A 21,634-nucleotide genomic window follows, 5' to 3' on the forward strand; every position below is an offset into this window, starting at 1 on the left:
ATAGAATGACCGACTTGAACCTTGAAGTACATAAAAAAGTTTTTTCCATAGCTTGGGGAGATATGGATGCATTAGGCCATGTAAATAACGCCCGCTATTTTGATTATTTTCAAGAAGCACGTATTGAATGGTTAAGACAGCTCAATATCAGTATGTCTGAACAAACTGGCCCGGTAGTGATCCACGTAGCATGTACCTTTTTAAAGCCGGTAATTTATCCTGCGACAGTAACGTTGTGCTCCAAAATCCACAGTCTCGGAAATTCTAGTATGGTTATGGAGCATGAGCTGTATCAGGATGAAGTCAAGATGGCGCAAGGAAGCTGCAAGATTGTTTGGGTGGATTATACGAAAAATAAATCCGTAGCGTTACCCGATGAAATCCGCCGACTATTTGAAACTAAGTAAGCTAGGGAAAACCTCCCTGCCATTTAGCAATGATTTTGATATCTCTGCGAAGAGGTTAAAAATCATTATCATTCACCGACGGCAGGAACCTATTTTTGTAGTAGTTACTACTGCTATGCCATTTCTAGAAATGGATTAAACTGCAATCGGTGCTTTGATCGCAGGATGAGATTGATAATTTACGAACTCGAAATCATCATAAACATAGTCAAATAATGATTGCGGCGTGCGTTTGATATTTAAGGTGGGTAGGGGCAAAGGATCGCGGGTTAATTGAGTGCGTGCTTGTTCTAAATGATTTAGGTACAAATGGCAATCGCCGCCAGTCCAGATAAAATCACCTACATTGAGATTGCACTGCTGAGCAACCATGTGAGTAAGCAATGAATAAGAGGCAATATTAAACGGTACTCCCAAAAATACATCAGCAGAGCGTTGATACAACTGGCAGGAAAGAGTTTTATTCGCAACATAAAATTGGAATAGGGCATGACAAGGCATTAAAGCCATTTGATCCAGCTCTCCAACATTCCACGCACTAACCAACAAGCGACGTGAATCAGGATTGGTTTTTATTTGTTGGATGACATCACTGAGTTGATCAATAGTTCGCCCATCGGGTGTTGGCCAATTTCGCCATTGTTTTCCATAAATAGGTCCCAATTCACCATTGCTATCTGCCCATTCGTCCCAAATAGTAACTCCGTTTTCGTTTAAGTAAGAGATGTTCGTATCCCCTTTTAAAAACCAGAGTAACTCATGCACAATACTGCGCATATGTAATTTTTTAGTAGTGACTAAAGGAAATCCTTGGCGTAAATCAAATCTCATTTGATAACCAAAAACCGATAGAGTCCCTGTGCCGGTGCGATCTGTCTTTTGATTGCCGTGCTGTAGAATGTGTTCTAACAAGTTTAAATAAGTTTTCATCGTTTAATCCACCATAACCAAAATCCCAGTAATAACATGGGAATAGATAAAATTTGTCCCATAGTCACCCATCCGAAGGCAAGATAGCCGAGCTGCGGATCAGGTTGTCGGAAAAACTCAGCAATGATACGACAAATGGCGTATCCTATTAAAAAAATAGCAGAAACTCGCCCTACAGGACGAGGTTTACGCGCATAAATCCAAACAAGAAGGAACAAACCAATTCCCTCCAAACCAAATTCATACAATTCTGAAGGATGGCGAGGTTGATTATCAACATGGGTATATACTATCCCCCAAGGCATGTCAGTGACTCGACCCCATAATTCACCGTTAATAAAGTTACCAATTCGTCCAGCGCCTAAACCAATAGGAACTAACGGAGCAATAAAATCACCAATCTCCAGGAAGGATTTACCACTTTTGCGAGAAAAGAGCCAGAGTGCAACCGCCACCCCTATTAAGCCCCCATGAAAGGACATTCCTCCTTGCCAGATTTTAAATAAGGCCAATGGATTATGCACCAGTTCCGTGAAATTATAAAAAAGCATATAGCCAATGCGTCCGCCAATAATGACACCAAGGGCTGCGTAAAAAATCACATCACTGATTTGTTCAGACGTCCAATCCAGTTTGTAATGCTTCGCTCGCCAGTGAGCCAATAACCAGCCGCTCACAAAGCCAATTAAATACATTAATCCGTACCAATGCACTTGTAACGGGCCTATTGAAAATGCTACAGGATTTATATAAGGAAAAGTGAACATATCTATTTAAATTCCTTGGTTATAACACGCACGTTACCTTCCAACCAGATTACACGATTCAAGCAAATTCGTATTCATAAAGATTTTCCGGCCCTAATCAGGCCTCCCAATCCTTCGTCTTCTAGGGCTTTTTGTAAATGAAAACGTATTTGGGCCGGATGTTCAAATTCCAGTACTTCGGCTAGAATCTTACGAGCATTGGCAATGGCGAAATTACGAATAACCCATTTTACTCGCGGTAAGCTCGACGAGTTCATACTTAACGTATCAAAGCCCATGGCGATTAACAAAATAACTGACAAAGGATCACTGGCCATTTCTCCACAAATACTGACCTCAACTCCCGCTGCATGACCTCCTTCAACAACCTTCAGTAAAACACGCAGCATGGCGGGATGCATCGAATCATAAAGACCTGCAACTCGCGCATTATTTCTATCTACAGCGAGGAAATACTGCGTCAAGTCATTACTACCCACGGAAATAAAATCAACTCTCTTGGCGATTTCGCGAGCCAAATAGGCGGCTGCAGGGACTTCGATCATGACACCTAACTTGGGTTTTTCAATGACACACCCTTCTTCCAATAATTCAGTATATGCTTGATCAATAAGATAAGAAGCTTCTTCAACTTCGCTTAGATTAGTGACCATAGGTAACATAATTCGCAAGTTATTCAATTCTTCACTTGCTCGCATCATCGCGCGAATTTGCATCAAGAACACATCAGGATGATCTAGGGTAACGCGAATACCTCGCCATCCTAAATAGGGATTATCTTCTTCTACAGGAAAGTAGGGAAGTACTTTATCACCACCAATATCCAAAGTACGCATGGTCACTGGACGGGGAGCAAAAGCCTTTAGAGTTTGTCGATAAATAATAGTTTGTTCATCTTCTGAAGGGAAATGATCCCGGCTCATAAATGGAACTTCTGAACGGTACAGACCAACTCCTTCGGCACCGACACTCATGGATAAGCCTGCATCCATTGCCAAGCCTGTATTCACTTGCAACGATACTTTATAATTATCAACCGTTTCTGCAGGTTTATCTCGCAAGCTCACCAAGCTTTGCGTTAATGCTTGCTCTTCTTGTTCCAGTAATTTGAATTCTGCAAGTACTGATTTCGAGGGTGATATATAAACTTGCCCATAATATCCATCCACAACAATGGCTTTGCGAGAAATCAAATCCAATTTTAAACCACGAACACCCATAACCGTGGGAACGCCCAACGCACGTGCTAAAATAGCGACATGAGAGTTGTTGGAACCCTTGGCAGATATTACCCCCGCCAGATATCCTTCTGGAACTTCTGCTAAGGCAGCGGCGGTTACTTCCTCACCTACGAGAACTGTTCTTTTGGGATAAACAATTTCTTCTTGTTGCGACCATTGTAATGCGGCTAAAACACGTCGTCCTAAATCACGAAAATCACTCGCCCGCTCACGAAGATATGAATCCTCCATGCTTTCAAATTGGGCAATGTGCTTTTTAATCACCGTTGCCAAGGCAGCCTGAGCGCCAATTTTTTCTTTACGAATTACCTGTTCTACTTCAATGCCCAAACTGTCTTTATCGAGAATACGTAAGTACACATCAAACAATGCATGCTCATCTTCTGCAACAACGGATTTCATACGTCTGCTTAAACGATGCATGTCGTCTCTAGTGGATTCCAGTGCCTCATAAAACGCATTAATTTCTTCATCCAAAGTCTCGACAGGATTTTGGGGAACTGCATCGATATCTGCTTGCGGATAGACAACCACAGCGGTGCCTATCCCAATCCCTGGTACAGAACCAATTCCGGCAAGAGCTGCAGTGCTTAAGTCAACTTTTTTGGTAACGCCTAGAGGTTTAGGCTGGGTTAACTCAGCCAATTCGCCTGTGGCTTCGGCATGAGCGATAATCCCACCCAGTTGAGCAGCTAAGGTAATTAAAAAAGATTCTTCCGTATCATCGAAGTAACGTTGCTCTGTTTGTTGAACAATGAGTACGCCATAGAGCTTTCTATGTTGAATAATAGGCACACCTAAAAATGCCTTGAGATGTTCTTCACCCAATAAGGGATTATGATAAAAATCAGGATGAGCTGGGGCATCCTCTATATTGATGGGTTCTTCCCGTCGTCCGACCAGACCTACAAGTCCACTATCAAATGCAATACGAATTCGGAATGGAGCTTGCTTGTTTAAACCTTCGGTTGCAATAAGAACATATTCGGCGTGTTTGGTATCGATGAGGTAAACGGAAGCGGCCTCTGCATTAATGGCTTTATTAATTTGTTGCACCAGAATGCCAAGAGCTTCGGAGAGCTGTTTGGCTGCAGTGACTTCTTGAACTATCCGTTTAAGTACTTTGAGCATCTATGCCTATGATTACCTCTTTTATAAATGGTTACCGAAATGGCCGCATTTGGCACATCTTGAACGAAAATCGCTTCGAAACACTCACATAGCGATCTATGCTCCTATTTTGCGAAGCGATTTTCGTTCAACCTGTACCCAAATTCAACCGTTCAGTAAGATTTTTATATCCCACGTGACCTACGATCTTTTCTTTCTTTTAATACCGTAAGGTGTACGACGACTCTTTTTCAATAAAGGTTCTAACTCTTTCAAGGCCTGCATGTAAACTTGGCGTTTAAAAAAGATAACTTGTCCTTCTGGCTCATGAAAATCTACCCAACGCCAGCTGTCAAATTCTGGTGAATCACTGAGATCCAGTTTGACCTTTTGCTCACTGGCTACGAGCTTTAACAAATACCATTTCTGTTTTTGTCCTATCACTAGAGGCTCACTGCCATGACGTAGATATTGTTTGGGAAGTCTATACTTAAGCCAACGTTTGGTAGACCCAATGACCTCAACATCTTCCTTATCCAAACCTACTTCCTCATGCAATTCCCGAAACATTGCTTCTAATGAAGTTTCGCCGGCCGCCAAGCCACCTTGCGGAAATTGCCAAGCATCATGACCAGTCCTTCTACCCCAAAAAACCCTATTCTGTGCGTTGACAAGGATAATACCTACATTCAACCGATAACCGGCACGATCAATCACCATGATGTCACTGTTTAGATTAAACCGCTAATAGCTCGATTTTTCCATAAACTGCAAGAGCTTGGCAATTAAATATGTAATTATTATTGAAAAAAGGTAAGTACTCAATAAAAACTATGATCTCAATTTCTAAATAATAGGTTTTTCCAATCGGTTTAACGATGCCCAGCTAAAGGGAAATCAAGTAGCTACAATAAAAGTACTACATCATTTACGATTATTTAGTTATATAATTGGAACAAGTCTTCCAATTTACAAACCTATGAAAAAAAGAATCCTCATCATTAATACGGGCGGCACGATTAGCAGTATTAAAACAAAAAATGGTTATGAGCCTGCCCCGGGTTATGTGGAAGCTGCATTGCAACAAATTCCCTTATTGATGCATCCAGACATGCCTGAGTATTCGATAAAGGAATACCATCCTTTACTTGATTCATCCAATATGACCGTTCATGATTGGAATCGAATCGCTCGAGACATTGCCGATGATTACCCGAATTTTGATGGTTTTGTAGTATTTCATGGTACGGATACCATGGCCTATACTGCATCGGCGTTATCTTTTATGTTAGAAAATTTAGGAAAACCCGTACTTATTACTGGATCTCAAATTCCTTTATCCGAAGTACGGAATGATGCTATAGATAATGTGGTAACTTCATTGTGGCTTTGTGCCAATCAACCCATCCATGAAGTATGCATTTACTTTAATCAGCATTTAGTACGTGGAAATCGAACACAGAAAATAAGTTCGCAAGGATTTAAGGCCTTCGATTCACCAAATTACCCCCATTTAGCAGCTATAGGAATAGATATTAAGGTACATAAAAACCTTTTGCTCAAACGGCCGCAGCAGCCATTTAATTTACAAACGATTGAGCCGCAATTTATTGCGAACTTCAGATTATTCCCAGGATTTGCCACCGACGTTTTGGCTTATATTTTAAATCAGTCCATATGCGGTTTGATTTTGGAGACCTATGGTGCGGGTAATGCTCAAAATAACGATCCTCGTTTTTTAAAATTGCTCAAAGAAGCTTGTGCCCGGGGTGTAATCATCATTAACTGTACCCAATGCCAACAAGGGGGAGTAGAAATGAGTCACTATGCTACAGGACACTCTTTAAAAGAAGCAGGTCTCATTAGCGGCCATGATATGACTCCTGAGGCAGCACATTGCAAGTTACTTTATTTGCTTAGCAAACGATTGGAAATTGGAGAAATAAAAAGGTTAATGGAAAGAGATCTTTGTGGTGAATTGACATCATAATCAATTGTTTTTATGTCTCCTATAAGTTAAAAAAGCTGTCTAAGTAAAATTTCTACCATCACGAGTAACTTAAGATTTAAGAAAGTAAAACCCAGGTTTGTTCCCGGGTTTTACCCCTAACATTTAAACTAAACGAATTCTTTTGGCTTAACTACTGCTTCAGGTGATGCTTCAAATGTATCTGTTGTCAGCTCATTAATTTTTCTAATGGCCAAATTGAGTTGTTCCCCTAAGCGACCTTCGCTGGGAGAAAACCAATCTGAGGGTAATGTTAAATGTACTCCATAAAATGAGAAGAAAGGCAATGTATAATTGGCCTTATCTTTTTTTACCGTTTTTTTATTGTCTTCGGCTAAGTCTCGTAAAACTTGAAGGGTTCGTTTTTTTTGTTCTTCGAGGTTATGAGAGGGTTTTATTATTTCAAATAGAGACTGAAGTCTTACACCCAGCTTTTCTTCTTTTTCTGCCCGAAGCTTTAGATCAATACCTGATAAGGGACAAAAAATTTCTTCACCAAAATAATACACCGCATGCTGATAGACTATATGTGCTGGATTATTCTTAAAATCTTGATCAATTAACAAAAAATCATAGGCACCTGATTCTTTGAATAATTTTAGTTTTTCATAAAATGCGCTGGTATGAAAAACTAAGTTATTAAGACAGGAAATAGTATCACCTGTGTCTTTGGGTTCTCCATGAGATTCTCTTTTTAGTTGGACACGTGAACGGTACTCTGTAATCAATTGAGTAATGGCTTTAACACTTACTTCGTCGGACCCGGTGCTTTCGTATTTGACTATTTCATCGGATAATTCATCTATGAGATCTTTTTGTTCTTTAGAAAGTATTTTATTATGGCCATAAGTTTTAGACTTGCTATCTAAGCTTGCACTGAGAGGGCTCAATTGTTCCTTGATTAATTTTTTCAAAACCATTAGAAAAATAGTCATTGCTCTACTCCTTGAACTGTAATTTAGTTATCATTTACATATTTTTATATTAAGCAGATTTATCTCATTGCAAACCTATATTTTTTAACCTAGGAACTCATAACTACATGAACTTACAAATTATTATCTTAGCTGCAGGCCAGGGTAAACGAATGTATTCCAGTACTCCTAAAGTACTTCACCAAATTGCTGGGAAGCCTATGTTGACTCGGGTAGTGGAAACAGCACAGCAACTAAATCCTGATGTAATCCATGTTATATATGGTCATGGTGGTGAACAACTTAAGAACTCACTCCCTGACTTACCTGTGCATTGGGTATATCAGGCAGAACAATTAGGTACGGGTCATGCAGTTATGCAGGCATTACCTTTTATCCCACCACAAACACAAGTTCTTGTTTTATCTGCTGATGTACCACTTATTGAAGCAAGCACGCTGCGAGCATTAATTGAGTGCAACAATTCAGCAAATTCTTATAAATCCGTTTTGACACTTTTGGTTGCTCATCTCGAAGATCCTAGCGGTCTTGGACGTATTATTAGAGACAACCAAGGTGAAGTTTCCATCATTGTAGAAGAAAAAGATGCAAATGAGCAAGAAAAGAATATAAAAGAAATTTATTCAGGTATTTGTTGTGCAATATCTGATGATTTAGCAAAGTGGTTGCCTAGACTGAGTAATGATAATGCACAAGCTGAATACTATCTAACAGACATCATTGCTTTAGCTGTTGCCAGTCAAACATTAATTAAAACAATGAGTGTAAAAGATAACGCAGAAATTCAAGGGGTAAATAACCGTCTGCAACTCCAACAATTAGAGCGAATATGGCAAGTAAAACACGCTGAAAAATTGCTCCAACAAGGAGTAACACTCGCTGATGCACATCGCTTTGATCTGCGCGGTGAATTAACCTGTGGCAAAGATGTATATATTGACATCAATTGTGTGTTCCAAGGTAAGGTAGTTATTGGAGATGGTTGTTCTATCGGACCTAATTGCATCCTTACTGATGTGAGCTTAGGTGCTGGCTGTAAAATTTATGCCAACAGCGTTTTGGAAGGCTGTGAAATAGCAAATGATTGTGCAATTGGTCCTTTTGCTCGTTTAAGATCGGGTACGGAATTATCTGCAAACTGCAAAATAGGTAACTTTGTTGAAACCAAAAAAGCGGTATTTGCTGAGGGATCCAAAGCAAGCCATTTAAGTTACTTGGGAGATGTAAGTCTGGGGAAAAAAGTTAATGTAGGTGCCGGTACAATTACTTGCAATTACGATGGAGTTAATAAGCACAAAACCATTATTGAAGATGGAGTGTTTATTGGTTCAGATACCCAGTTGGTTGCTCCAGTGACAATAGGAGCTAATGCAACGATAGGCGCAGGGAGTACCATCCGAAAGCATGTACCTCCAGGTGAGTTGACGCTAACTGAATCAAAGCAGAAAACAGTTTATGGTTGGAAAAGACCTGTAAAAAAGGAATGATCCGCAATTTGCCTGGAACGCTCTTATAACCTAGGTTATATAGCTTAACCCCAGGCTAATGTTATGACGTCCGTAATCACAATATTTAATCCCTTAGTCATACTGCAAAGTTAACGCTTTATTCTTCTCCATATGAGTACAAAACCATAAAATAAAAGGGAGGAGAATGAGCGTCATTAATAATTTGTATTGCCAAACATTCACGACCAAATCAATAACCTGATCATAGGGATAAATACCCCCGAACAATAAGCTGTAGTCAATTAAGCATAATAAAGAATTGGAACAAAAATTAGCAATTAAGATGCGTAACGGACGATGTAAATTCCACTTGCAGTATTTTAAATAGTGTAACAGTAGGGCATTACTAATAAAGGCAACAAACAACGCTACCGAAGCCGTAGGTAGTCTTTTGAGCATGATATAATTGTAAAAAGGATTTAAATCAAAGAATGTCGGGGATGGTAAAGCCACGAGTCCTATAAGTAAAACATCAAATGTAAATTGAGTCGCAATAAGGATTAGGCATAATTTTAAATTAACTCGATAGCCCCAAAGCTCACCTAGGATGGTACTAATCATTAATGTAATGGGGAAAAACAAAGAGCTGGCTGATAGAACCATATATTTATGGATAATAGTTACGATTCTATATTCACAAGCCAGACAAATAAGCATGATGACGATCGCAACACAAATAAAGTAATGATATAGGGGTAATCCCTCTCTGCCAGGTTCTGGAGTGAAAAAAGAATTCTGGTATTTAAGCAAAATGGTTAAATAAAACACTCCAATAAGAAGCAATATGAGTGAAGCAATCATCATGGAATCAATAAAAATTTGTTTGAAACTGTGGAGATGTACTCCTGAAAATAAGAGAAAAAAATCAAGTCCAAAAAAACTAATACCACCTAATACGGCAAGGAGCATACATTGTTTTGGTGAAGGCAGTATTTTACTGGACTTAGGATAAAACAATAGATGGGGTAGGTAGAAGCTAAGTGCAAAGGAAATGGTGGTTGCAAAGAATTTCTTAGGGATGTCTGCAAAAATAATTTGATAAACGGGATTATCATGCATGTATTCGGCGGCAGGTAAATGTATAAGTACATACACGCCAATACAAAAAACATATAAAGTCATTAACGAAATATTCAGCAGATGCCTTTGTTCTTTTATCGTACAAGTTCTTAATGCCAATAAATATAAACCTGCTATTAATGGGGTGATTAAGCAGTTCACTGAGAACATTAATCCATCTATGAGAACAATTTTAAACGAAACATTAATGAGTAGAATAAGAGAGGTAATAACGCTTACTGTCAGGAACAAGAAACAGCGTGAACGCTGTGAAGGCAATGATTGATTCATATGTTTAGGATTTCCATAACTTTGCCTTGGTTTTTACTGACAATTGTGCTTTTTAATAAACTAATTCGCGCGTAAATATAACACCATTGTATTTAATATGGCAAGTAGTTGCCCACTTCTGCGGGAGTACTGCGGTAGCGCCTGAAAAAAATTAGGGGTCTTAAGCCAGATGGTGAGAACGATCGGGCACTAGGCGAATTGCGATTTCAAACAAGGTGATCGAAAGAATCCAAATACTATAAGCATTCTTTCGACCCACAACTCATTGATTATAAACAGTTGTTGAAGAAAGTTCCTCTTGAGATGGTGAAGAACAATCTACTTCTTGCGGAGGTCTATTGTTCATGGCTCTTGCTCGCTGCTTCGTAGAAAATAAACTATTAGCAGTTACTCCAGTTAAAGTTTTTGAGGGAATTAACTGTTTGGCGTCTATCACTGTTGGTGTTCTTGGTGTTTTTAATTCATTAGCTGAAGGTACAATTTGGGTCTTAGGCTCCTGGGGAAGCTCAATAATTTTGTTTGATTCATGTAAGCCTGCGCTGCGAGTCCCTTTAGCCAAAATTACCTCATAAGATACACTGTTTCGTTCAAGCCATAATCTTAGGGCAGTAACAAAATCCCAAAAATCCTCTTTCTTACTCAAAGATAACAGAAATTCAGACAATTTTATAGGTAAGCCGAATCGGTAGTTTAATACGACTGGAAGTGTATATTTAACCGTAGACGCAATTGCTGTAGGCGCCGTTGTTAAGGTTTTAACTGGTTTTGTGGCTTCAATAATTTCTATAATATAGAGTAAATCAGAGCGGATGTCGGGCCAAAATTCCTTAATCACTGGATCATTGACGGCATTTTTAGGGCTGTGAAAGATTCTAGGTAGAACAAGGTTTCTTGTTTTCTCCATAGCATAAAGTAAATCTATGCTAATATCGTTCCAAAATTCTTTGCGAATATTTGACCAAAATTCCTTACTCACTGGAGCATTGAGTTCATTTTTGGAGCTATTAAACATACTAGGTAGAAGATGCTTTGTGGTTTTCTTAAAAAAACCAGGTGGCGTTGGTTTAACTTGCTCTAAATCACTTTCCAAAACCTTAGTTAGAAATTTGAAAACAGTTGATAAAGGAATGAAGGGTTTAGCGCCTGGAGGTGGTTTAAAATCAATAGGTATTCGTTGCATTAATCCTGCAAATACGACGTCAACAGTGAATCGCTTGATACGATCATAAATCACTAAAGGATCAACGGGGATGGTATCTTTCGTTGAGCGAACTAATGGCAAAGTCATGTGCGATGCCACATTAATATGGGCTAAGAGTAATAAATGGCGCAATGTACGGAGATAAAGGTAGGGGATTGGGCCTACCGTAGAATCAAGTGCATAATCCATTAAGGCTGAAGTTGCTGTATAAGAAGCCCCTAAAGACAAGATGGATTCAGACTTCATCGCCTTATGGCGCTCACAACGTTCTGGGGTTGCCATCCGAGTGATGTATTCACCATAAAAAAAGATAGCCAAGATCCATGCCACTTGCTCCCCATAGGGAACGAATTTACTAATTCCTAAAAGTACAAGATCATTAAAAGCCAATACAATGGGTTCGCGTAGGGAACCTTTAAATTTGCGTTTGAAATTACAATCCTCTTCTTTTTCGCCACAGAGGGTCGGTGGGGGAGGGATAAGTTTTCCTTTGTGTTCGTTAAAAGCAGATGAACCTAATGCATCAAGAGCTAAGGTATGCACAACTACTTTGGATGCTTGTCGATAAGTAAATCCCCATACTGCGTAATTTACTAAAGTTAAGCTAGGAACAACCATATAAGATGCTAAGATCCCGGTTGGATCTTCGGGACGCAAATAATTTTGAATATTATTATTGGCATAATGTGCGCCCACAACAGGAAGGACATCATACAAAAGTATATTCCCTCCTCCTTTGACAATTTTCATCACCGGGGGAGTGACTACTGCAGGAATTGCCTCACGTAAGGCTAAGACTTGTTCCGCTACATAAAATGCAGTATTTGCAGCGTAACCTACTGTTTGCTTTATGGCGTTATTCCAAACCCATGTTGCCCCATCACCAAGTGACTTGGTTCCATCAACTACTGAAGTCCACCAGTTCATAGTATTGCTCTCCCTGCAACAACGAAATTTTATTGTAAGAGTAAAAATTTGGAAATGCCAGTCTTTTTCGCATGAAGTGCAGGAACATTACATCTTGCTAATGATTCAAATAAATCTTTATTTTAATAAGGAGAATGGTAACCTTTATTATTTATTTTTTTCAGTTCAACTAACCCGTTATCATAACTAATCAATTGATTTTTCGCGTTAAATTACTTAAGTTATGTCCTAATCCATTAACCCGAGGGCAGGAAATTCTAAACATCTGGGGTGTAATGACAAATCTCTCTATTAAGACCAATTCTTATCAGGATATTCACATAGATCTTGAATGATACAGTTTTTACAATGAGGACGTCGTGCGGTACATATATAACGTCCATGGAGAATAAGCCAATGGTGAGCGTCCTTCAAAAACTTGGGTTCGATGTTTTTTAGGAGCGCTTTTTCAACTGCTAAAGGAGTTTTCCCTTTGGCAAGCCCTGTGCGGTTCGCTACCCGAAATATGTGGGTGTCTACAGCCACAGTGGGCTCCCCAAAAGCGGTATTGAGAATCACATTAGCGGTTTTACGACCTACCCCAGGCAATGATTGCAATTCCTCACGTTGATTAGGAACGTTACCCTTATATTTTTTGACCAGCAGGTCACAGGTGTTCATAATATTTTGGGCTTTGCTATTATAAAGGCCTATAGATTTTATATACTCTTTAAGTCTATCCAGTCCTAAATCAAGGATACCTTGAGGGGTATTAGCCACCGGAAATAATTTAGCAGTGGCTTTATTTACACCCACATCCGTTGCTTGTGCTGAAAGAATGACCGCAATTAATAATTCAAAAGAAGAGCGGTAAGTCAACTCAGTAGTTGGATGTGGGTTTTGTTCTTGAAAACGGGCAAAAATTTCGTGGCGCTGTTGTTTATTCATGGCTTCTTTTCGCTTTTACGCGGGCCAATGCCTGTTGGATATAGTCCTGCTTGGCTTGCATGTCTTGGGTTTTATCCGCTTTTAATGCAAGTTGACGCTTTTCTCGATACGCTTGCTGTTTTTCATGTTCTTCACGTAACAAACGGGTTTGTTTGGCATTAAAACGTTTACGTGCTAAATCTTTATCATAGTTTACATGGGGTAAATTAACCATCTCGATACAATCTACGGGACAGGGAGCAACACATAATCCACAACCCGTACATTCATGGTCAATTACAGCGTGCATTAATTTGCCGCTGCCAATAATTGCATCGACCGGACAGGCTTTGATGCATTTGGTACAACCGATACATTCTGCTTCACGAATGACAGCAACAGATGGTGCGCGGGTATTTGCTAACGCTTCTTGCAAGTAAGGAGCAGGATCAACATTGAGTAATGCTCCGAGCGCTTTAACTGTGTCAACTCCTCCTGGAGGACATTTATTAATCGCAGCACTCCCTTGAGCTAGCGCTTCGGCATAGGGCAAGCAACCAGGATAATTGCACTCGCCACATTGAGTTTGTGGCAAAAGTGCTTCAATTTCTTTAACTGAGGCCATTGTTCACCTGTTTGGATTGCTCCAGCATGGCTTGTATTTTTTCTTTTTCAACACGAACCATTAAAGGTTGAAACGTATTGATGCTCTGATTTAATAAAGGATTATCAATTGATTCCCAGGTAAGGGGGGGACAATTTAAAAATTCTTCCGCGGCATTTGCCATCAGAGGGACTATTGGCTTTAGGTAGGTAATTAAGATTCGGAATAAATTAATTCCCATGGTACAAATAGCTTGTACTTCAGGTAAACGTTCTTCTTGCTTTGCTAATACCCAAGGTTTATGAGTATCGATGTATTGATTGACTTTATCGGCACAATCCATAATGTGACGTACAGCACGAGCATAATCGCGAGATATAAATGATTCAATGACTTCAGCACGCATTTCTAGCAGTTCGGCATACAATTGTGGATCGCTTAAGCTATTACTGAGTTGGTTCGCAAATCGCTTATTGATAAATCCGGCGCAACGGCTGGCAATATTGACAACCTTGCCCACAAGGTCTGCATTGATTCTGTTGGTGAAATCCTCAAAATTTAAATCGAGATCATCAACACGACCATTCAGTTTAGCTGCAAAATAATACCGTAGGTATTCCGGATGTAAATGTTGCAGATACGTACGTGCTTCCAGAAAAGTTCCGCGTGATTTTGACATTTTTTGGCCATCAACGGTTAAAAAGCCGTGAGTATAAACTGCAGTAGGCATCCGATGACCACTGGCAGCAAGCATAGCCGGCCAAAACAGAGCATGAAAGTAAACGATGTCTTTGCCCACGAAATGGTACAACTCAGTGGTCGTTTCTTTATCCCAAAATTCAGCAAAAGAGACGTCATGTTCCTCACAGTATTTCTTAAAACTGGCCATGTACCCTATAGGAGCATCAAGCCAGACGTAGAAATATTTATCGGTGGTCCCTGGGATTGGAAACCCGAAATAAGGTGCATCACGTGAAATATCCCATTGTTTTAATCCAGCCGCAAACCATTCATCTAATTTGTTGGCTACTTCAGCTTGCAGGTGCCCGCTTCGAGTCCATTCCTTTAATAGATCTTCATAACGAGGTAAGTCAAAAAAGTAATGTTCTGAATCTTTTTCTACAGGTTTAGCACCGGAAATAGCAGATACTGCATCAAGTAGATCTGTGGGTGAGTAGGTTGCACCACAAACTTCGCAGTTATCGCCATATTGATCCTTAGCACTACATTTAGGACAGGTCCCTTTGACATAACGATCGGGTAAAAACATTTGCTTTACGGGATCATAAGCTTGACGTATGGTTCGTTTAATAATTGAACCATTTGCCTTTAAGGACTCGTATATAGTCTCCGCTAAAATTTTATTTTCTGGGGAGTGAGTCGTGTGATAACAATCATAAGCAATCGCAAAGGCTTTGAAGTCACGCTCATGGCTTAGTTTGATCTCAGCCGTTAACGCTTCAGGAGTAATCCCCATTTGCTCTGCTTTTAACATAATTGGAGTGCCATGAGCATCATCACCACAGATACTGATGCATTCGATTCCAGACATCTTATGAGTGCGTACCCAAATATCCGTTTGAATGTGTTCCACTAAATGCCCAAGATGTAAATGTCCATTTGCATACGGTAAGGCGCTGGTAACCAGCATTTTACGTTGTTTCGCCATCAAGTAGATACCTGCTTATCTGAAAATGATTGATTATAACGCATATGAATTATAAATGCTGTAGGTAACTGAGTTTCAAATAGAGGACTTTACTTTAAGAAAGATTTCTAAACTAAGGGTTTAGTTTATGTATTTGCTTGATAAATTAATTGAAAATGGAAATAAAAAACGCGGCCTAGGCCGCGTTTTGAAAATTTTACTTAATTATAAGTATTAGATGATGCTTCTAAAACTGTTTTCTCTTCTGTGCTCACTACAGGAGTAGAAGGTTTTCCTTTAGTAGAATTGAGCGGAGAACTAAAATTCGGAACATCGGACATTATAGTGTCGGCATCTCTTCTATCAGTAGGAGATGACATTCTACTTAGTGGATTAGTTTTGATTTCAGTAGTTTTGATTTTTTTTGTATCAGAACCGATCTCAAGAACATCTTCTTCTGAATCTGACTCTGACTCTGAGTTCTCATTAATAACTTGGTATTCATCTTCGTTAGCACTTCTAGGAGCTTTGCTTTTAATGTTTTTGCAGCAATCAGCAACCCAAGAAAAGAAATTACCCGCAGCAGCGCCTACATAAGTAGCAGCAGAAACCGCAGCACCCGCTAATAGAGAAGCCAAACCGATTTGCGCAAGGGCGTTAGCACCAGCGATACCTGCAATAGAAAAACCGTAGATTGAGAATGAAGCAACTGCAGTTAAAGCAGCAGGCCATAAGAATAAAGTCAATGCAACAGCACCAGCAGCAGCTAAAGTAAGCCAAGCAGCAGTAGTAATTGCTTTTTTGTGTTCAGACAAGAAGTCAGAAATTGAACGGCCAACAAATTTAATCCCATCTGTTACTAAACCTAATAAACCACGATGTGCTATACCCTTATTATCTGTATATCCCAATACCGATTTAACCACGCCAGTAAAAGCATTAGCGGGTAAATAAGCAACGGTCTTCATAAACTGTTTAAATGTCATTATCTTACTCCAAGGTTATAAATCAGGGCGAATAATAGCAACGATTTTGCTATATGTGAATCAAAAATGCTCAATTTGTTGTAACAAAAGTGTAAAATAAATTGCTTTTTTTGGGTTAATAGTTTAATTAATGAGCACATTGGTAGTTAATAAAACCTTAAGGCTAATTTTTATTCGGCGGGGTATTTATCTCAAACGAAATTAATACCCTAATTGCAACTTATATATAGGATTAGAATAATATTTTTATGTAGGATCAGAATAATATCCAGTAGGATCAGTAATTCCAGCCCCAAGAAAACCGCGTTGTCTAAAGGTACAACTATCGCATTGTCCACAGGCTTGGCCCGCATCATTGGCTTTGTAGCAGGAAACAGTTAAGCTGTAATCTACTCCTAGACTTACTCCAAGCTGAATGGTTTGTACCTTGCTTAAATGTTGTAATGGGGCATGAATCGTAAAACGATCACCCATTACCCCAGCTTTGGTTGCTAAATTGGCTAAATTTTGAAATGCCGCGATAAATTCTGGACGGCAATCTGGATAGTGTGAATAGTCAACAGAACTTGCACCAATAAATATGTCTCTAGCATCTATTGATTCTGCAAAACCTAAGGCCATAGCTAGAAAAATGGTATTGCGTGCAGGAACATAGGTTACTGGAATATCAGTGCCGCCCTGGAAAGCAGGTACTTCCAAAGAACCATCAGTCAATGCTGAATTTCTGAATAATTCCGTATCTAAGGTAACGATCTGATGTTTTGCTACCTCGTAGTGTTGTGCAATACGCTTTGCTGCACGCAATTCAGCAGAATGTCTTTGCCCGTAAGAAAAACTAATCGCATAACAAGAAAAGCCTTTGGAAGCAGCCAAAGCTAGACAAGTCGTTGAATCTAACCCACCCGATAATAGAACTACTGCTTTTTTTTTCATAATAGTAAGTCCCCGTAAATTACTTATTTTATATATCCTTTCAACAAGTCTAAGCACCACACGCATCTATGTTATGCGGATAACTACAGCAGGGTAGAAGAGCCTAGTTTCCTGGATTGATTGAAAAGTTACCTTTTTTTAGGTAAAAAATACTGTTAGAATGCGGCGATTATGCCATAACATGGAACTTTATGACGACTATTCTTTATCCCGTTATCCTTGCAGGAGGTTCTGGAACTCGTTTATGGCCTTTATCTCGAAAAAATTATCCAAAACAATTTCTGGCTTTAAATGGTGAGTTATCCCTCCTGCAACAAACTGTAAAACGAGCGCAGAGCTTGGTAATGACGCCTTCTCTTATAGTAAGCAATGATGCTCATTATTTTCTTTGTCAGGATCAATTAAATCATTTTAATCAGTCAATGACTTATTTGCTGGAACCTTGTGCTCGTAATACCGCCCCAGCCATCGCATGTGCAGCTCATTATTTATCTCAGCAAGCAGGGCCCGATGCGGTGATGTTAGTACTTCCTTCAGATCATTGGATTGCTGATGATAAAGAATGGCAAGAAGCGATGTTAATAGGAGCACAATATGCTGCCGAACACCACGCTCTAGTTACTTTTGGGATTCAGCCCGATAGTCCTAAAACTGGATATGGTTACATAGAAGCAGGCGAGCCGCTTACTGAAAAGGTGCAACAGGTTTTAAGTTTCAGGGAAAAACCGGAACTTGATCGCGCCAAAGAATTTATTGCCGATGGAAACTATTTTTGGAATAGCGGCATGTTTGTTTGTCGTGCGGATGTGTATCTTCAAGAGTTAGCAGAATATCAACCTGATATTTATTATTTTAGTCAGCAGGCTGTATTAAAAGCCAAGAATCATCATGATTTTTTACGTCTTGATTTAGAATCGTTCTCTCGTTGCGAAGCGGAATCCATTGATTATGCGATTATGGAAAAAACGAATAAAGCAGTAGTAATCCCTGTGTCTATGCAATGGAGTGATTTAGGATGTTGGTCTGCAGTAGCCGATGCTAATACAGCCGATCAAGATGGGAACACCGTCACTGGAAAAGTTATTGCTCAACAAAGTACGAATTGCTTGATTCATAGTACCGACCTTTTAGTTACCGCAATTGGTGTCCAAGATCAAATTATTGTGGCTACCCAAGATGCTGTTTTAGTGGCTGATAAGCAATATTCCCAACAGGTTAAAGATCTAGTAAATTCTTTAAGTAAAGATCACCATCAATTAACTCAAGATCACCAACGAGTTTCGCGTCCCTGGGGATATTATGAAATTTTAGCTGAAGGTGCATCATTTAAAGTAAAACGATTGATGGTCAAGCCTGGAGCTCGGTTGTCTTTACAAATGCATCAGCATCGTGCAGAACATTGGGTTGTTGTGTCCGGCAAAGCAGAAGTAATAAACGACTCGCAAATGATTTATTTATCTGTGAATCAATCGACTTATATTGCCCAAAATACACTTCATCGTTTAAGTAATCCTGGTATTGAACCACTCTATGTTATTGAGGTCCAAAGTGGGGATTATTTGGGAGAAGATGATATTAAACGTTTTGATGACATTTACGCGCGCGAAATTACCTCATAAATTCTAATAATTCATCTAGTGATTGCCTGGGTAAAGCGAAGCGAACCCGGGTTCCCAATACCACCTTATCTCTGTACACGGCACTCAATATTGGCCCAAAAATTAATTTTTTACAAAAATCACCTTTTTTAGTGTAAATTTGGTATCAATATTGTAAATCAATGTATGCTCATCTTGTTTTTAAAATCAATATTATGTTATAAAAAAGAACATATAAATTTTTTCGCTGTGCTCTGAATGAATGGCCAGAATTCATGAGTATAGAGGTGATACTATGGCAACGAGTAGCGCAATTCTGCAGTCATTTCTTAGAGATGCATTAAAAGACAAAAAGAAACTTGCTGATTTGAGCTACGGGGACTTGCTTGACTACAACAGATCTGAATGTGGCCTCATTCAAATTGATTATTTCCCCGGAAAATTTTCTGACATCGAAGAGTTGTCAGACAGTACTCATGCAATCATTTTGCATGGTAATAGACTCTATTACGGGGATAAAAAAAGTAACAGTATTTACCCGCTGGCTCGCTTAAAGAAACCTGTTAAGCCGATAATCCCTTCAACACTCGCGCTTTTAAAAAAAAATTCTCCTGAATATACAGAATATATTAAATCATCTGAATACTTACAGTATCTCCAAAAGTTGGAGGAATATAATAATAAATTAATTATATATAACGAAGAAAGGGTTCAATACAATAAGCTAAAGAAGGCGTGCACTCCAAGCTATAAACGGGCTAGAGGAGAGGAGCTGGAATGTATTAAAAAATTCACAGGCCGTGCCTTTACAGAATACCGCAGCAATGCTTTTCTTTCTTCATTAAATTTCTATTTAGAGTTATTGAACAAAACAGACAGCGTGATGTTCAAATACATGAATGATCTTCAAAAAGAAGAGCGTGTATATGAGTTGCAAATGACTCTTTTGCTCTTGTTAGCCCAACAAAAACATGAAATAGAATATAAAAAATTCGAAAATATAAGAGAATACAATACCCAAATTAAAAAGTGCTCCGATTTTCTCAGATTATTAGATCCTGTATATCAGGCTAGGATAAAGGAGTTTGAAATACAGCAAGCAGGCTCTGATGCAAAACCTGTAAAATATATGGGTATTTCGGTAGGCCAATTATTAGCGGAAGATATTGTCGATTTGTCGATTGGTACTACGAAGTCGATTAAAAAACACATGGGCAAATTGAATGAGAAGAGATTGTATTGGGTATGGGGTTCAACTTTTTTAAAAACCGTAATTGGATTAGTACCCGAAGGTCGTTACTACGCCGAACAAGCGGCTGAAGCCATCAAAACTCCTGATTTTTATACCGGTAATCTGAGTTGGACTTTATACTATGCTCGTTTTTTTCTGGAATTGGGTATATTACTCAAACACACAATAAAAGGCCCATGGATGGATGAGGTGGAAGCGAACACTCCTTGGCAGGATCGTTTTCTAACCCAATGGTCACAAAGGAAGTTTGATTTATTGAATGATTCGGTATGGGGTACTGCAAATCTGCTTTGCTTCTTCTGGCTTACAGGAAAGGGTTCATTAGGGATGGCAGGAGATGCCGTTACTCTTGCGCTGCTGGTTTTCGACATAATTATGACAGTATGGGCTTTTGAAGAAGAACGAATTAAACATAACAAAGCCATGATCCAATACCAAGACGATATAGAGCGCTTAGAACAACAACTTCAAACATTTCGCGCCATGGAGAAGGAAAGACAACTTACTAATGAACAACAAAAAGAAAGCCGTCAAATAGAAATACAACTGCGTACCTTAAAAAATGAAAAATCAAAGTGTGAAAGAGATTGGCAACTTCAAAAAATATCTTTAATCAATAATATTGCCTATGCAGTAGGTTTAATGCTCGCTTTTTTGATCTTAACTATGCCCTTCATGCCTATAGCAGCTCCGGTTTTAGCTTCTATGGCCATTGCTGGCGCAGTATTGTGCTTTGTATTTACCGTCATCAATAATGCTACCAAGGGTGGTATTGAACTGTATAAAACCCATTTGACCATTCAAGAGCAAATGAAACAGGCCTCCGATTTAACGGAACAATTGAAAAAACAGTATGATGACCTTGATAAGAAGGGAAAACAATTTATTTTCCTGGAAATAAAGCAATGCCTGGCAGAGACTGAATATCAGAAAAGGGTCAGAGTTTATCAATCGGCAAGTCTAGTACGCAGCATTATAATTGAAGCGTTCATTCCTGCGGTTGTATTTGCAAGTTTAATGTTCGTACCTTTGGGTATAGGTGTACCCGTGCTTCTTATTGCAGTGGCGCTTGGCATTGCTTCCCATTATGCAGTAGAAACACTATTTAAACCTAAGGAGAAAGAGGCGTTAGAGTTTAATTCTACTGAATATGAGGAATTTTGTGAGGATATATTCAAAGTTGATTTTAAATTAGACAAGAGTCCTGCTTTCTTTAAAAAAGGTTCTGAAAACAATTCAATAGAACTATGTAATATGGCGTGTTTCTCCAATGATTAGCTGCAGCCTAATTCTGCTTTACATTGTCTAAAACTTATTTTTAAT

The 21,634-nt window shown here is 39.1% G+C and carries 17 protein-coding genes; 5 read left to right on the forward strand and 12 right to left on the reverse strand.

Annotated elements, in window-relative coordinates; all coding sequences use genetic code 11:
- Nucleotides 1-5: 5 nt before the first annotated feature.
- A complete protein-coding gene (locus tag ACWTE2_RS25285) occupies nucleotides 6-407 on the forward strand; it encodes an acyl-CoA thioesterase (protein WP_182392234.1) in 402 nt (133 codons plus the stop codon).
- 135 nt (nucleotides 408-542) lie between these two features.
- On the opposite strand, the gene thyA is transcribed toward ACWTE2_RS25285, so the two are convergent.
- From thyA to ACWTE2_RS25305, 4 genes are all read right to left on the reverse strand, one after another.
- Nucleotides 543-1,337, reverse strand: a complete 795-nt coding sequence (thyA, locus tag ACWTE2_RS25290; protein WP_182392235.1) for a thymidylate synthase — start codon at nucleotides 1,335-1,337, stop codon at nucleotides 543-545.
- Entirely contained in the window at nucleotides 1,334-2,104 is a 771-nt protein-coding gene (gene lgt / locus ACWTE2_RS25295; protein WP_454784921.1) for a prolipoprotein diacylglyceryl transferase, read from the reverse strand. Before lgt ends, thyA begins: the two co-directional genes overlap by 4 nt.
- 74 nt (nucleotides 2,105-2,178) lie before the next feature.
- Complete coding sequence (gene ptsP / locus ACWTE2_RS25300) at nucleotides 2,179-4,476, reverse strand: phosphoenolpyruvate--protein phosphotransferase (protein WP_454784922.1); 2,298 nt, start codon at nucleotides 4,474-4,476, stop codon at nucleotides 2,179-2,181.
- Between the two features lie 180 nt (nucleotides 4,477-4,656).
- A complete protein-coding gene (locus ACWTE2_RS25305; protein ID WP_454784923.1) occupies nucleotides 4,657-5,175 on the reverse strand; it encodes an RNA pyrophosphohydrolase in 519 nt (172 codons plus the stop codon).
- 259 nt (nucleotides 5,176-5,434) lie between these two features.
- Between ACWTE2_RS25305 and ansA the strand changes: the two genes are divergently transcribed.
- On the forward strand, nucleotides 5,435-6,445 hold the full coding sequence (gene ansA, locus ACWTE2_RS25310) for an asparaginase (RefSeq protein ID WP_182392239.1): 1,011 nt from the start codon (nucleotides 5,435-5,437) through the stop codon (nucleotides 6,443-6,445).
- A gap of 128 nt (nucleotides 6,446-6,573) precedes the next feature.
- On the opposite strand, the gene ACWTE2_RS25315 is transcribed toward ansA, so the two are convergent.
- A complete protein-coding gene (locus ACWTE2_RS25315; protein WP_454784924.1) occupies nucleotides 6,574-7,398 on the reverse strand; it encodes a lpg2874 family Dot/Icm T4SS effector in 825 nt (274 codons plus the stop codon).
- 107 nt (nucleotides 7,399-7,505) lie between these two features.
- Here ACWTE2_RS25315 and glmU point away from each other — a divergent pair, with 107 nt between their 5' ends.
- Nucleotides 7,506-8,885 (forward strand): bifunctional UDP-N-acetylglucosamine diphosphorylase/glucosamine-1-phosphate N-acetyltransferase GlmU, encoded by a 1,380-nt coding sequence (glmU, locus tag ACWTE2_RS25320; protein ID WP_182392241.1) that lies wholly within the window; start codon nucleotides 7,506-7,508, stop codon nucleotides 8,883-8,885.
- A gap of 93 nt (nucleotides 8,886-8,978) precedes the next feature.
- Here the strand turns inward: glmU and ACWTE2_RS25325 are convergent, their stop codons facing one another.
- From ACWTE2_RS25325 to queC, 7 genes are all read right to left on the reverse strand, one after another.
- Nucleotides 8,979-10,256, reverse strand: coding sequence for a VUT family protein (locus tag ACWTE2_RS25325; protein WP_454784925.1), 1,278 nt, complete (start codon nucleotides 10,254-10,256; stop codon nucleotides 8,979-8,981).
- A 262-nt stretch (nucleotides 10,257-10,518) separates the two neighbouring features.
- Nucleotides 10,519-12,384, reverse strand: coding sequence for a hypothetical protein (locus tag ACWTE2_RS25330; protein ID WP_255464285.1), 1,866 nt, complete (start codon nucleotides 12,382-12,384; stop codon nucleotides 10,519-10,521).
- Between the two features lie 291 nt (nucleotides 12,385-12,675).
- Nucleotides 12,676-13,311 (reverse strand): endonuclease III, encoded by a 636-nt coding sequence (nth, locus tag ACWTE2_RS25335; RefSeq protein WP_454784926.1) that lies wholly within the window; start codon nucleotides 13,309-13,311, stop codon nucleotides 12,676-12,678.
- Nucleotides 13,304-13,915 (reverse strand): RnfABCDGE type electron transport complex subunit B, encoded by a 612-nt coding sequence (locus ACWTE2_RS25340; RefSeq protein ID WP_454784927.1) that lies wholly within the window; start codon nucleotides 13,913-13,915, stop codon nucleotides 13,304-13,306. Before ACWTE2_RS25340 ends, nth begins: the two co-directional genes overlap by 8 nt.
- On the reverse strand, nucleotides 13,902-15,563 hold the full coding sequence (gene metG / locus ACWTE2_RS25345) for a methionine--tRNA ligase (protein ID WP_182392245.1): 1,662 nt from the start codon (nucleotides 15,561-15,563) through the stop codon (nucleotides 13,902-13,904). The genes ACWTE2_RS25340 and metG overlap by 14 nt, the downstream gene beginning before the upstream one ends.
- Before the next feature lie 200 nt (nucleotides 15,564-15,763).
- The gene (locus tag ACWTE2_RS25350) at nucleotides 15,764-16,528 is read right to left on the reverse strand and encodes a hypothetical protein (protein ID WP_454784928.1); all 765 of its coding nucleotides are present in this window, start codon (nucleotides 16,526-16,528) and stop codon (nucleotides 15,764-15,766) included.
- Between the two features lie 246 nt (nucleotides 16,529-16,774).
- Complete coding sequence (gene queC, locus ACWTE2_RS25355) at nucleotides 16,775-17,461, reverse strand: 7-cyano-7-deazaguanine synthase QueC (RefSeq protein WP_454784929.1); 687 nt, start codon at nucleotides 17,459-17,461, stop codon at nucleotides 16,775-16,777.
- Nucleotides 17,462-17,652: 191 nt separating this feature from the next.
- Here queC and ACWTE2_RS25360 point away from each other — a divergent pair, with 191 nt between their 5' ends.
- Nucleotides 17,653-19,080, forward strand: coding sequence for a mannose-1-phosphate guanylyltransferase/mannose-6-phosphate isomerase (locus tag ACWTE2_RS25360; protein ID WP_454784930.1), 1,428 nt, complete (start codon nucleotides 17,653-17,655; stop codon nucleotides 19,078-19,080).
- Between the two features lie 274 nt (nucleotides 19,081-19,354).
- Nucleotides 19,355-21,589: a hypothetical protein gene (locus ACWTE2_RS25365; protein ID WP_454784931.1), complete on the forward strand. Its 2,235-nt coding sequence runs from the start codon at nucleotides 19,355-19,357 to the stop codon at nucleotides 21,587-21,589.
- The last annotated feature ends 45 nt before the right edge of the window (nucleotides 21,590-21,634 follow it).

This window comes from Legionella nigrisilvae (genome assembly GCF_977063395.2).

Bases quoted from the DNA above. Each gene is read 5' to 3' on its own strand.
- ACWTE2_RS25285 (WP_182392234.1), top strand. From the start codon at position 6: ATGACCGACTTGAACCTTGAAGTACATAAAAAAGTTTTTTCCATAGCT.
- thyA (WP_182392235.1), bottom strand. From the start codon at position 1,337: ATGAAAACTTATTTAAACTTGTTAGAACACATTCTACAGCACGGCAAT.
- lgt (WP_454784921.1), bottom strand. From the start codon at position 2,104: ATGTTCACTTTTCCTTATATAAATCCTGTAGCATTTTCAATAGGCCCG.
- ptsP (WP_454784922.1), bottom strand. From the start codon at position 4,476: ATGCTCAAAGTACTTAAACGGATAGTTCAAGAAGTCACTGCAGCCAAA.
- ACWTE2_RS25305 (WP_454784923.1), bottom strand. From the start codon at position 5,175: ATGGTGATTGATCGTGCCGGTTATCGGTTGAATGTAGGTATTATCCTT.
- ansA (WP_182392239.1), top strand. From the start codon at position 5,435: ATGAAAAAAAGAATCCTCATCATTAATACGGGCGGCACGATTAGCAGT.
- ACWTE2_RS25315 (WP_454784924.1), bottom strand. From the start codon at position 7,398: ATGACTATTTTTCTAATGGTTTTGAAAAAATTAATCAAGGAACAATTG.
- glmU (WP_182392241.1), top strand. From the start codon at position 7,506: ATGAACTTACAAATTATTATCTTAGCTGCAGGCCAGGGTAAACGAATG.
- ACWTE2_RS25325 (WP_454784925.1), bottom strand. From the start codon at position 10,256: ATGAATCAATCATTGCCTTCACAGCGTTCACGCTGTTTCTTGTTCCTG.
- ACWTE2_RS25330 (WP_255464285.1), bottom strand. From the start codon at position 12,384: ATGAACTGGTGGACTTCAGTAGTTGATGGAACCAAGTCACTTGGTGAT.
- nth (WP_454784926.1), bottom strand. From the start codon at position 13,311: ATGAATAAACAACAGCGCCACGAAATTTTTGCCCGTTTTCAAGAACAA.
- ACWTE2_RS25340 (WP_454784927.1), bottom strand. From the start codon at position 13,915: ATGGCCTCAGTTAAAGAAATTGAAGCACTTTTGCCACAAACTCAATGT.
- metG (WP_182392245.1), bottom strand. From the start codon at position 15,563: ATGGCGAAACAACGTAAAATGCTGGTTACCAGCGCCTTACCGTATGCA.
- ACWTE2_RS25350 (WP_454784928.1), bottom strand. From the start codon at position 16,528: ATGACATTTAAACAGTTTATGAAGACCGTTGCTTATTTACCCGCTAAT.
- queC (WP_454784929.1), bottom strand. From the start codon at position 17,461: ATGAAAAAAAAAGCAGTAGTTCTATTATCGGGTGGGTTAGATTCAACG.
- ACWTE2_RS25360 (WP_454784930.1), top strand. From the start codon at position 17,653: ATGACGACTATTCTTTATCCCGTTATCCTTGCAGGAGGTTCTGGAACT.
- ACWTE2_RS25365 (WP_454784931.1), top strand. From the start codon at position 19,355: ATGGCAACGAGTAGCGCAATTCTGCAGTCATTTCTTAGAGATGCATTA.